This window comes from Vibrio sp. 10N.222.47.A9, assembly GCF_963872585.1.
In the GTDB taxonomy this organism is placed as follows: Bacteria; Pseudomonadota; Gammaproteobacteria; order Enterobacterales; family Vibrionaceae; genus Vibrio; species Vibrio splendidus.
The window spans coordinates 72,410-84,684 of record NZ_CAWNBB010000034.1 but is presented as its reverse complement, the minus strand read 5'-3'; the positions used below and the strand labels follow the sequence as shown (position 1 = coordinate 84,684).

Sequence of the window (12,275 nt, the reverse complement as noted above, 5' to 3'; positions counted from 1 at the left end):
TTACTCCCACATAAAAACTAAAATCAAAAACACCGCAAGGCAATGTATGAAGTCGTATCTATCAGCCTCACTATTAACCGCACTGTTTTTCTTATCGCCATTACATGCCCATGAAACTTACTCTGGTGGTAAAACGACTGTGAAGAAAGAGGGAGCGAATGCTTTTTCTCTTCCTGCAGCCAACTTACCAATGAGCAAACGCTTGGATTTCAGTGTTGGTAACAGCTTCTTTAGAAATCCTTGGGTACCTGCACCCTCATCAACCGATGCGCGTGATGGGTTAGGCCCACTATTCAACACCAACGGTTGTCAAAACTGCCATATTAAAGATGGTCGTGGTCATGCGCCTGAAAAAGACGATGAGAACGCGGTTTCAATGTTGGTTCGCTTAAGTATCCCAGCCGAAACGCCAGAGCAGAGGCAAGCTTTCATTCGTGATGGTGGTATTCCAGAACCGACTTACGGCGGCCAGTTACAAGATTTCGCGCTTCAAGGTGTGAAACCAGAGGGTAAAGTGAACATCAGCTACACAGATGTTCCAGTTGAGTTCAAAGACGGCACTGTCGTGACTCTGCGTAAACCAACCCTAAAGATTACTGATCTTGCTTTTGGCGAGATGCACTCTAAAACAGAGTTTTCTGCGCGCGTTGCGCCGCCAATGATTGGCCTTGGTCTGCTGGAGAGCATTTCAAAAGAAACGATTCTTGGATTTGCTGATCAGCAATTGGCCGACAAACAAGGTATTTCAGGTAAAGCTAACTATGTTCTCGATGTTCAAACCAACGAAATGGCTCTAGGTCGTTTTGGTTGGAAAGCTGGACAGCCAAACCTAATGCAGCAAAATGCGGCGGCGTTTAATGGTGATTTAGGCTTAACGAGTCGCTTATTCCCGAATGAAAACTGCACATCAGCGCAATCAACTTGTGATGATTTTCCAAATGGTGGCAAACCAGAAGTCAGCGACAACATCTTAGATTTTGTTGAGTTCTATTCGCAGCATCTAGCGGTACCTATTCGTCGTGATGTCGACAATCCAGTCGTTGTTCAGGGTAAAAAGCTGTTTAAAGACGCGGGTTGTCAAAGTTGTCACCAAGCTGAATTCCGCACGGCAGAGCGTGAAGGCTTACCGGCACTGTCTAAGCAGTTAATTAGCCCATATACCGATATGTTGCTGCACGATATGGGTGAAGGCTTAGCGGATAACCGTCCTGAGTATCTTGCGAATGGCCAAGAATGGCGCACAACACCTTTATGGGGATTAGGCTATACCAAAGAAGTGAATGGTCACACGTTCTTACTTCATGATGGTCGTGCGAGAAATGTTATGGAAGCTGTGCTTTGGCATGGCGGTGAAGCAGAAATGGCGAAAGAAAACGTTTTAGCTCTTAGTAGCAGCGAGCGTGAAGCGTTATTGGCGTTCTTAAACTCGTTATAGGCTTAGTTGAATTCAGTTTAGTTAACGGCTAATGACTTAAGAAAGCCGCTATCAAACCACTTAGCACCGCTGAACTTGTAGGAATACGAGGCCAGCGGTCGTTTCGTATTTAATGAACTCATATAATTAAAAGAAAAATTAGGAAGTAAGGTAACAGCATGACACATAAATTTTTGTTAATGCCTTTGTCGGTATTAATCATGGCAGGCTGCCAATCATCGGGTGAGCAAGCCGCTTCATCTGAGGTTAACGGTGTGTCTTATCAAGCAGACACGACCGACCACATCAGTCGCAGTGTCTATCAACAAGAGTTTGATTCTGCAGTCCTATTCGCCAAGCAAGCCAACGAGCTAGAAGTCTTGATGCAGGGTTACTGCCAAACTAATGATGTTGAGTTAGGTGCTTTGAAAAGTCAGTGGCAGCTCACCATGAACAGCTGGATGGCACTACAAGGCCAAGAAAGAGGCCCAACAGCAGCGCTTGAAGAGAGCTGGAATGTTCAATTCTGGCCAGACAAAAAGAACACGACGGGTCTTAAGATGCGTCAGTTAACTCAGCAAAACAAAGCTTGGACTCAAGACGAAATTGCTCAGCAGAGTGTGACAGTGCAAGGGCTAGGGGCGTTGGAATGGTCGCTTTATGACGAGCAATCGCCACTGCTTCAAGACAAAGCGCTAGGTTGCCAATCATCACAAGCGATTACTGAAAACTTGGCGATTAAGTCATCTTCGATTGCACAGGCATGGCAGGTTAACCCTTGGTTAGCGCTAGACGAGACTCGCTGGGAGTCTGAATACATCGCTTTATTGACCAACCAACTTGATTACAGCATGAAAAAGCTGAGTCGCCCGATGGCGAAAATTGGTCATCCGCGTCCTTACTTCTCAGAATCATGGCGTGCACAAACCTCGATGACTCAACTAAAAGCGAATGTAGCAGCACTTCAGAATTTGTACCTTGCCGATGGCAATGGCCTAGACGGCTTGTTGAGAGAGAAGGGCTTAAACGACCTAGCTGATCGCGTTGCTGACCAGTTCACATTGACGCTAGATACTTGGCCTACAGACTCAAGCTTGTTTGAGTTATTGCAGAGCAAAGAGGGCTATAGAGATGTGCTGACTCAATACAACAAACTAGAACGTTTGAAGTACCTCATTCATGAAGAAGTGGCGATAGAGCTTGGCGTGGTAATAGGATTTAATGCTACCGATGGTGACTAATACTACGCGAAGAACGCTACTCAAGGCTGCACTGGGTTGTGCAGCTGTTCCATTGCTTCCGTTTGGCTGCGCTAGTCGCTCTGGTGCTGTGAGCTCATCTAGTGAGCCTCAATTAATCGGTTGTGCGCTGAATGGGCGAGGTCAATATTCAGCGGTTGTGGCTGACGAATATGGGATGCCATTGAGTCAACTGCCGATCCCAGATCGTGGTCATGGCGTCGCGATTTGCCCAACCTCATCACATGCGGTGGTTTTTGCTCGTCGTCCTGGTGACTATTTTATGGTGTTTGACTATAAAAACGGTCAGCAGATCAAAATGGTCGTGAAAGGTAACAACCGTCACTTCTATGGTCATGGCGTTTACTCATTAGATGGCAAGTTACTGTATGCCACTGAAGGGAAAACGGACAGCAGCCAAGGTGTGATTGGCGTTTACGATGTCGCGCAAGGCTATCGTAAGGTCGAAGAGTTCAGCGGTTTTGGTATTGGGCCTCATGAAGTGATCATCATGCCGGATGGTAATCTCGCGATCGGCGTTGGTGGCGTTCATACTGATGGTAGAACACCGAAAAACCTCGATTCGATGCAGCCGAGCTTGAGTTATGTTTCTCCTGAAGGTGTGTTACTTGATCAGGTTGAATTGTTGGATAAGAAGCTGAGCATTCGACACTTAGCCCATGATGGTGCTGAAACCGTGCTTTGTGGCCAGCAATATCGTGGCGAACCAGATGAGTATCCTTCGCTATTGGCGATGCATACTAAAGGAGGCCAGTTTGAATCACTTAACGCAGAGCCAGAGCAATGGGCAAGGTTCAATCACTATATCGCCAGTATTGCGGCGTCAGATGATTGGATTATTGCGACTTCGCCAAGAGGCAACTGCTACGGTATTTGGTCTAAAGAAACCAAAGAATTAGTAGAACTGTCTGCATTATCTGACGCTTCTGGTGCTGTGCTGCTTGATGGTGAGTTTCGATTAAGCTCTGGGGCGGGAAGTGTGGTAAGCCAGAGCAAGCCTTATGAGAAATCAACTCAGCAATCATCGGTCCAGTGGGATAACCATTGGAGTTCAATCTGATTTATAAAGCCTCTTAAAAATAACATGCTTACTCCCATTTCTTTGCCATACTTATGAGATGGTTGGTGATGGAGTTAAGCATGTTCGCAAAATACTTCTGTGGATTATTAGTTCTAGTTTCTGTGCACGCATGGAGCTATACGAGTTCTGACGAGAGCCGATTTATTCCGGCTGATTCAGAGCTCTCTTTTATGCTGATTTATCCAGAGCTTACCCAGAGTATTTATCAAGACTCATCTCTGCCTATTCTTTGGGACTCACCTGAACTTGTTAAGGCGTTTGAATTTCAATTGTCGCTTCTCGAACAAGCTCAAATGGCACCACTCTTCGATCGACAACTCAAGCAAATTCGTCACTATCAATCCCATGCTCAATGGCAAGAGTTGGACATATTACTCACCGATACTTTTATCTACTACCTGAGCTACGTTGAAAATGCGCCGCTTGCCGGTAAAGAGTGGTACTTCTCGGGCAAGCTGCATTCCAAATTACCTGCGCCTTCTCCGCATATTCTGATGAGATTAAAAAGCAGCGTTGCCAATGATTACTTATTGGAGATGGTGTTGTCTTACGCGCCGCCTGTTGGGGATTTTGACCAATTCAAAGCGACCTATTCGGTGTTAGAAACCGCCTCTGAACTCAATATTGAACGATATAGACAGAAAGGTTTGAAGCGCTTGGGTGACGAGCTTTCAGACAAAACGGTTCTTGTTGAGCACATTGCCTTGGTTGGTGTTGATACCTCGATGATCGCGGTCGATTTTCCCGAGTTCGATCGAGATCTGCAAACGGCGATTAAATCTTTTCAGCGAATGCACGGCCTTACAGACGATGGGGTCGTCGGGCCAGATACGATCAAATGGATCAACATGAGCTTTGATGATCGATTGACTTCATTGGCTCTGAATGCCGAACGTGTTCGTTTGTGGCCAAGAGACAGAGACTCTCTCATCGTGGTCAACGTGCCTAGTTTTGATATGAAGTATTGGGAAGATGGCGAAGAGGTCTTTGAGTCCAAAGTCGTGGTGGGCAGAAAGTCGCGAAAAACACCACTTTTAGAGATAAATCTCGATTCGGTCATCCTAAACCCGACTTGGAATGTGCCATGGAAAATCATGGTCAAAGACATCTTGCCTAAGGTGAAAGCGGACGAAAGCTATCTAGATACACACAACTTCCAAGTGATTGATGGTTGGCGCACTATGGAGACGGTCGACACCACAGAGATCGATTGGCAGACCATTAATTTCAATTCTTTCCCATATCGCATGCGTCAGCAAGCGGGCTCGCGTAATGCATTAGGTTTGTACAAGTTCAATACGCCTAACAAGCGAGCGATCTATCTGCACGATACGCCAAGCAAAGGTTTGTTTAATGACGACTTCCGTGCTTATAGTTCCGGCTGCATACGTGTTGAACATGCAGAGGAATTGGCTGAGTTGTTGTTTGCTACCCAGGTAAGGAAAATACCGAACCAAAGTGATGACCTTGCTCCGAATACTAAGGTGCGACTCAAGAAGCGAATCCCCGTGCATATCATTTATCAAACCGTATTGTTTGAAGAAGGGGGCATACAATATCGTGGTGACATCTATCAATATGATAAAGAGGGTGGTTAATTATCAATGAAGCCAATAAGGGTGATCTTGACCAAAAAATGACAACTAAGCTTCTATTGATAAAATTATAATGTGGATCAATAACTAACCGTGCAAAGGTTACAAATACTAACCTTTTGGGCGGTTTTTGTACGTTGACGCAGCAATTACCATTATGTATCGTGCATTTTTCGTTCGATCTAATTGGTTTTTTTGCTGTATGTCTCAAAGTTTATTTTCACGCCGTCAGTTTCTGACTTACGCTGGTGGTACCGCTGTTGTCGCCTCAATTACTCCTTCTATCGCTTTTGCTTCATACCCTGATCAACCAAGAACGATTAGCATGAACAATCTTCACACTGGTGAACGATTAGAGACCTGTTATTTCGATGGCACTAACTATGTTGGTGACGAGATGGCACGCCTCAGCAAGCTATGTCGCGATTTCCGCCGTAATGAAATTCATCCAATGGATAAGAACCTGTTTGATCAGATCACTCAGATTCAAAATGTCTTAGGTATTCAAAAAGAAGTTCAAATCATCTCTGGTTACCGTTCTCCTGCGACCAATGAAGCATTGCGCTCTAAGTCGAGTGGCGTAGCCAAGAAGAGCTACCACATGTTGGGTAAAGCGATTGATTTCCGTATTGATGGCGTCAACCTAAAAGAATTAAGAGACGTAGCCAAAAGCCTGAATGCGGGTGGTGTAGGTTATTATGCACGTAGCAACTTTATCCATATCGATACTGGCCCAGTTCGCAGCTGGTAGCGCTAGGCTTAGATTGCGAGCGAAACGGTAGGGACTTGTCAAAGTAGACATCCAATGTCATAGTTTGCCCAAATTTCAGTTTGCCCTTTAAGGTTTGTATATGTCTCTCAAGTATCAAGTTGTCCCTGTTACCTCTTTCTCTCAAAACTGCTCAATTGTGTGGTGTGATGAGACAATGGAAGGCATCGTTGTCGATCCGGGCGGTGACGTTCAACAGCTGGCTGCGATCATTGAAGAGCTAGGTGTTAAAGTGGTGAACTTGGTACTGACGCACGGTCACTTAGACCATGTGGGCGGCACTGTACCGCTTGCTGAGATCTTGAACGTGAACATTGTTGGCCCACATAAGGCAGACAACTTTTGGCTTCAAGGTTTAGAGAATCAAAGCCAGATGTTTGGTTTCCCACTGTGCAAAGCTTTTGAACCAAACACATGGTTGGAAGAGGGCGACAAAGTGACTTTTGGTAACCAAGTGATTGATGTTATTCATACTCCGGGCCACACACCTGGTCACGTTGTACTGTTCAGCGAGCAAGCGCGCATGGCGTTTGTTGGTGATGTTTTATTTAACGGTGCTATTGGTCGTACGGATTTCCCACAAGGCGATTTCAACACGCTGATTGCTTCAATCAAGACTAAGCTTTGGCCACTAGGCAGCGACGTAACATTCGTTCCGGGTCATGGCCCTGAATCGACATTTGGCCGCGAACGCGCATCAAACCCGTTCGTAGCAGATGAAATGCCTCTGTACTAGGCCTTTGATTTAATAGAAGAACGATTGAAAATGAAGCTTAGCTTTTCCTATGAAAGCTAAGCTTTTTTATTGCGTGCGAGTTTATTTTTAAACCTGTTTAATTTTAATCAGAAAGACGCTCGGCAGCCGCCAAGTAGCGTCGAGCAAGTCCAATAAACTCTTCTCCACTCATATTCAAATCTTGAGTTGATATGAAAATATCGTAACCGTGGAAACCCCTCTGATATTTCATCCTGTTCGCAAGCATCGCCTGCAATCCTGAATAGTCTTTAATCACTGCGTTTTGCGCATTCGATTTATGGGATTTCGATTCATGGGATGAACTTGGGCTAGTCTGTGTTTGGCTATCGTTGAAGATAACCTCGTCAGTATTTTGTGACTCTTTATATCTGTTCAGTTCCACACAACCGCTCTCAGTGCAGCGAGCATGGTAATGCGATGAGTCGAGAACCATATCTTCAAAGTTTGACTCTTTACCCGCTTGCTTAGCGCCCAGATACAAAAGTGCTCGCTGGCTCAGCAATAACTCGCAAGTGATTTTAGGGCAAATTGAATCGAGGTAGGGCGAGTAATCTTTAACCTTGATACCAACCCAAGGAAGAGGTTGATGCCACCCATCTTGTTCGTAAGTACACAGGCCAATCTTTTCAATATTGCTCCACTTTAAAACCCACCCACCTTTATAAAAATGCTGCTGAAAATGAGTTGGTGTGAGAGTGAACATCACTCTGCTGCGCAACATTAAATAATAGCCAGTTCCGAGTAGGGCAATAATGCAAAATGCACCCACGATCAGTAACTTTGGATTGTCACTGTACAGAGCAACGATCAAGCAAACGAAGCCTAAAACAACGGCCAGAATACGGTACGAACGTGTGAACGAAGGCAAAGAGAAATTTGTAAGGTGACGAGTGTCCATAGGCAACACCAAGTTTTCATATTTTTGTCTGGATGGATAACCAGTGTATATGACCCTGAATTGATAAGTCGATGATTAAATAATAGACGCTAGTAGACAATATCGGTATTTTTCGTCGACTTTCGGCGCTTCACTCTACAAATAGCTCCTGTTTTTTGGTATAAATCGCGCTTCAAATTTTCACCACTGCGAAAAGAGCAGTGAACTGGAGAAATATTCAATGAGACTTGCTCATAAGCGTAAGGTGCAGGCTAAACTGCAGAAACGCACTAAAGCGGCTGTAGTTAAAGCAGTGGCAACGCCGAAAAAAGCGAAGCCTGTCGCAGAGAAAGTTGTAGCAGAAAAAACTGTAGCAGCAAAACCAGCGGTAGAGAAAGCAGTAGCAGCAACTAAAGAAGTTGCAGTAGCACTGACTCCTAAGCAACAACAAGTTCTAGACATCGTTGTTAGCAATGCTGAAGGCATTAACCCTAAAGGTATCGGCCTAGCAGCTGGTCAAGAAGACGCGAAAGCAGCTTCATGGGCAACAGGCGCATTGAAAAAACTTCTTGAAGAAAACCTAGTAGCGAAAGAGCAACTTGCAGGTAACAAGGTTATCTACAAAGCTATCTAATCCTGTGTGATTACATTCGCTTCGTTAAGTTTTTAAGCCTCGATTTTCGAGGCTTTTTTGTATCTGACGGATCATGTTAATCTCAAAACCAAAACCAAAACCAAAACCAAAACCAAAACCAAAACCAAAACCAAAACCCCAAACCCCTAAACCCATATTCATATTCAAACCTAGCCCCAGAAGCCTTATTTCCAATCGGCGGATCTCTTCCGTTATTCATCTATCTGTCGTGTGTCCCATGTTTCGAATCAGTAAGCACCAAAGTAGGGCGCCTGATTCTGTGAAATCTTGATTCTCATGGGTTTAATGCATTTAGGTGCGTATTTGATCTGTGGTGTGAATAGAGCCTCATCACGAAATGGCAATCAATTGTTAACGGTATTTAATTATTAATACTTAGGTACTTATCAATAAGCATTCCCCTGATGAATAGAGTAAGTCCTTTAAAACCGACGTGACTCAATTATCTCCTACGTAGTTCTACGTAATCCTTTGGTCTAATGCGCAGTTTGTGTGCGCCGGTCGTGCGTGCTCTCCCTGATATCTAGTTGCCTCATCAAGGTGCACTCTTATGTTGAACCATAAAAAATACTCACAGAAAGAGTGTTAATCCAACAAAAGGACGTGAACATGAGTCTCATTTCTAACTCCCTCACACGAGTTTTTAAAAACGTTGCGGTTACTGCAGCGGCTTGTTTAGCTTTGGTCGCAACTGGCGCCACAGCTGCTGATAAGGTTTATCGCTTGAAGCTTGCTGAAACATGGGGACCAAACTTCCCTGTTTTCGGTGATGCAACCAAAAACATGGCTGCGATGGCTGAGAAGATGTCAAATGGTCGACTGCAAATCAGAATCGATTCAGCGAACAAACACAAAGCACCGCTTGGCGTTTTTGACATGGTTAAGTCTGGTCAATACGACATGGGTCACTCAGGCTCTTACTACTGGAAAGGTAAAGTTCCAAACACTCTTTACTTCACTTCTATGCCTTTCGGTATGACGCCAGCAGAACAATACGCGTGGTTCTATCACGGTGGCGGTATGGAGTTGATGGAGCAGGTTTACTCTCCACACAACCTAATGTCGTTCCCAGGTGGTAACACGGATATTCAGATGGGTGGTTGGTTTCAAAAAGAGATCAACAGCGTTGAAGATCTACAAGGTCTGAAAATGCGAATCCCAGGCTTTGCCGGTGAGATCCTTGCGGAGCTAGGTGCTAAGCCGACTAATATTGCCCCTGGTGAGCTTTACACGTCTTTAGAGCGTCGCACAATCGAGGCACTAGAGTGGGTGGGTCCATCACTTGATCTGCGTATGGGTTTCCACAAAATCGCGCCTTACTACTACACAGGTTGGCATGAGCCGGGTTCAGAGCTTCAATTCCTAGTAAACAAGCGTACATGGAACAAGCTGCCTGAAGACCTGCAAGAAATCTTGCGTGTTGCAATGCGTACTGCTGCTTACGACATGTACACACAAGCAACGCACGAAAGTGGCAAGAACTGGGTTTCAATGAAAACAGAATACCCAGATGTACAAGTTAAAGATTTCCCGCCAGAAGTAATGTCGGCACTGAAAGAAGCGAACGATCGCCTACTTGCTGCACATGCTGAGAAAGATGAGTTGGCGAAAGAGATCCAAGCTTCACAAGCCAGCTACCTAGAGCAAGTGCGCTCATGGACGGATATTTCACACAGAGCTTATCTAAATAGCCAAGCGAAATAATCGACAGTTGTTGAACTGAAGCTAAATGAACCCAAAGCTGTTCTTGTTAGGTAACTAAGAGTGACTAAGCGGCGGGTTCATTTTAAACATAATAATTAAGCAGGATAAATCCTGTAATAAGATCCCAAGAACCCTTTCTACGTCGTGCATCTTGTTAGCGCTACTTGTTTTAGTTGCCCTAACTCTAATACGCGATGTCTTTTCAAATTCCATGGAGTCGGGAATGCGAAGTCTAATTTATATTGAACGCCTATTTAATCGTATCGGTGATGCACTGGGATGGCTTTCCAGTATGTTGTTTATCCTTCTTGTTGCGAACGTTGTGTATGACGTTGTGATGCGATACGCCTTTAACGACGTGTCTATCGCCTTCCAAGAGATGGAATGGCACCTTTTCTCAGCCGTATTCTTGCTAGGTGTTCCTTACGCCATCAAAGCGGGTGGCCACGTGCGAGTGGATGTTTTTTACGAACAACTCAGCTTCAAGGCACAAGCGATTATTGACCTAATAGGTACCGTTGTCTTCCTGCTTCCTTTCTGTTTGCTGGTGGCTTGGTTTGGTATCGATGTTGCCAAAGAGAGTTATAACCTGGGTGAAACGTCGGGCGATCCCGGTGGTTTGCCGTATCGTTGGATCATTAAAGCGATGATCCCACTGTCGTTTTTCTTGATGGCAGTCAGTGGCGTTGGTTTGATTCTGCATTCGCTGAACAAGATTTTTAATCCGCACCTTATCCATGCAAATAACACGCATGCAAACAATACTCACACAAAAAATACTCACACAAAGAATAAGTAGAGGCTGAACATGATTGGAATAGTAATGTTTTTCGTAGCCTTGTTTGCACTTTTACTTGGCTTCCCGGTCGCGTTCACCTTTGGTGGTATCGCGTTAATCTTTGGTGTTTGGGCTGAAGGCATCGAAATGTTCGCCTTCATGCCATATCGAATTCAATCGATCATGGAAAATACGGTGCTGATGGCCGTTCCATTGTTCGTTTTCATGGGGCTTGTTCTGCAAAAGACCAAGCTTGCTGAGCAGTTGCTTGAGTCAATGGGACGACTGTTTGGTGGTGTTCGTGGTGGTATTGCGATCTCGACGGTACTTGTGGGTTCACTGCTTGCTGCTTCAACGGGCGTAGTAGGTGCTTCTGTGGTTGCTATGGGTCTTATCTCGTTGCCAGTTATGCTCAAGTACAACTACGACAAAGGCTTAGCCTGCGGTACCATTTGTGCGTCTGGCACGTTAGGGCAAATCATTCCGCCTTCTATCGTACTGATCTTATTAGGTGATGTACTCGGTGTGCCAGTAGGGGACTTGTTCCAAGCGGCGATTTGGCCGGGCGTAATGTTGGTGGGCGCGTATATCGTTTATATCTTGATATACGCAAAACTTAACCCAGAAGCGGCTCAACCGATTGAACGTGATGACTCAATTAGTCGTAAACAAGAAGTCATCAATGCACTGAAAGCTATCGTACCGCCACTTGCGCTGATCATTGTCGTATTGGGCTCTATCTTCGCGGGTGTTGCCACGCCGACAGAGTCAGCTGCATTAGGTGGCGCGGGTGCCTTGGTACTTGCTTTGCTGTACGGTCAATTCAGTTGGTCGATGGTGTATGAAGCGTCCAAAGAAACAGTGAAAGTCACGGCAATGGTCTTTGCTATCTTGCTTGGTGCGACGGCATTCTCGATGGCGTTCACTTATACTGGCGGTGATTATCTGGTTGAAGAGTGGATGCTGCAGTTGCCGGGTGAAAAATGGGGCTTCTTGATCATTACCATGTTGGTGATTTTGATTCTGGGTTTTTTCATCGACTTCGTAGAAATCTGTTTCATCATCGTGCCGATCATTGCGCCTGTTGCTGAACTGATGGGCATCAACATGACTTGGTTCGCTATCCTTATCGCGATGAACCTACAAACCTCCTTCTTAACGCCGCCATTTGGTTTTAGTTTGTTCTATTTGAAAGGGGTTGCACCGAAAGGCGTCACCACAAAAGACATCTACCGAGGCGTGATGCCGTTCATTCTGATTCAAATCCTCGTACTTGGATCACTTCTCGCTTTCCCTTCTTTCTATGGAATGTGAGTGAAGCCAAGAATGTGAATGATATGTTTCAACGGCTATCTATAAATTGCTAAAGTAAAACGGCTTATTGAT

General features: G+C 45.1%; 12 protein-coding genes. 10 read left to right on the top strand and 2 right to left on the bottom strand.

Annotated elements, in window-relative coordinates; all coding sequences use genetic code 11:
• The first annotated feature begins 46 nt into the window (after positions 1-46).
• The 6 genes from AACT19_RS10425 to AACT19_RS10400 all read left to right on the top strand — a co-directional run bounded on the left by AACT19_RS10425 (position 47) and on the right by AACT19_RS10400 (position 6,854).
• The gene (locus AACT19_RS10425; RefSeq protein ID WP_076646205.1) at positions 47-1,435 is read left to right on the top strand and encodes a di-heme oxidoreductase family protein; all 1,389 of its coding nucleotides are present in this window, start codon (positions 47-49) and stop codon (positions 1,433-1,435) included.
• A 158-nt stretch (positions 1,436-1,593) separates the two neighbouring features.
• Positions 1,594-2,655 (top strand): imelysin family protein, encoded by a 1,062-nt coding sequence (locus AACT19_RS10420; RefSeq protein WP_017083886.1) that lies wholly within the window; start codon positions 1,594-1,596, stop codon positions 2,653-2,655.
• Positions 2,645-3,733 carry a DUF1513 domain-containing protein gene (locus AACT19_RS10415; RefSeq protein ID WP_065607121.1) on the top strand — a complete coding sequence of 363 codons (1,089 nt, stop codon included), beginning with the start codon at positions 2,645-2,647 and terminating at the stop codon, positions 3,731-3,733. The genes AACT19_RS10420 and AACT19_RS10415 overlap by 11 nt, the downstream gene beginning before the upstream one ends.
• Before the next feature lie 80 nt (positions 3,734-3,813).
• Complete coding sequence (locus tag AACT19_RS10410) at positions 3,814-5,352, top strand: L,D-transpeptidase family protein (protein WP_076646203.1); 1,539 nt, start codon at positions 3,814-3,816, stop codon at positions 5,350-5,352.
• A 199-nt stretch (positions 5,353-5,551) separates the two neighbouring features.
• On the top strand, positions 5,552-6,100 hold the full coding sequence (locus tag AACT19_RS10405) for a YcbK family protein (protein WP_004733385.1): 549 nt from the start codon (positions 5,552-5,554) through the stop codon (positions 6,098-6,100).
• A gap of 100 nt (positions 6,101-6,200) precedes the next feature.
• Positions 6,201-6,854 carry an MBL fold metallo-hydrolase gene (locus AACT19_RS10400; RefSeq protein ID WP_004733386.1) on the top strand — a complete coding sequence of 218 codons (654 nt, stop codon included), beginning with the start codon at positions 6,201-6,203 and terminating at the stop codon, positions 6,852-6,854.
• Positions 6,855-6,957: 103 nt separating this feature from the next.
• Here AACT19_RS10400 and AACT19_RS10395 read toward each other — a convergent pair whose 3' ends face one another.
• Complete coding sequence (locus AACT19_RS10395) at positions 6,958-7,773, bottom strand: DUF2982 domain-containing protein (protein WP_076646201.1); 816 nt, start codon at positions 7,771-7,773, stop codon at positions 6,958-6,960.
• Positions 7,774-7,993: 220 nt separating this feature from the next.
• Here AACT19_RS10395 and AACT19_RS10390 point away from each other — a divergent pair, with 220 nt between their 5' ends.
• Positions 7,994-8,386 (top strand): hypothetical protein, encoded by a 393-nt coding sequence (locus AACT19_RS10390; protein ID WP_004733388.1) that lies wholly within the window; start codon positions 7,994-7,996, stop codon positions 8,384-8,386.
• 24 nt (positions 8,387-8,410) lie between these two features.
• On the opposite strand, the gene AACT19_RS10385 is transcribed toward AACT19_RS10390, so the two are convergent.
• Complete coding sequence (locus tag AACT19_RS10385; RefSeq protein ID WP_165689844.1) at positions 8,411-8,548, bottom strand: hypothetical protein; 138 nt, start codon at positions 8,546-8,548, stop codon at positions 8,411-8,413.
• 468 nt (positions 8,549-9,016) lie between these two features.
• Here AACT19_RS10385 and AACT19_RS10380 point away from each other — a divergent pair, with 468 nt between their 5' ends.
• The 3 genes from AACT19_RS10380 (at position 9,017) to AACT19_RS10370 (ending at position 12,203) form a co-directional block, all read left to right on the top strand.
• Entirely contained in the window at positions 9,017-10,111 is a 1,095-nt protein-coding gene (locus tag AACT19_RS10380) for a TRAP transporter substrate-binding protein (protein WP_076646197.1), read from the top strand.
• Between the two features lie 211 nt (positions 10,112-10,322).
• Positions 10,323-10,910, top strand: coding sequence for a TRAP transporter small permease subunit (locus AACT19_RS10375; RefSeq protein ID WP_076646195.1), 588 nt, complete (start codon positions 10,323-10,325; stop codon positions 10,908-10,910).
• 9 nt (positions 10,911-10,919) lie between these two features.
• Entirely contained in the window at positions 10,920-12,203 is a 1,284-nt protein-coding gene (locus AACT19_RS10370; protein WP_017083881.1) for a TRAP transporter large permease, read from the top strand.
• Positions 12,204-12,275 lie beyond the last annotated feature (72 nt).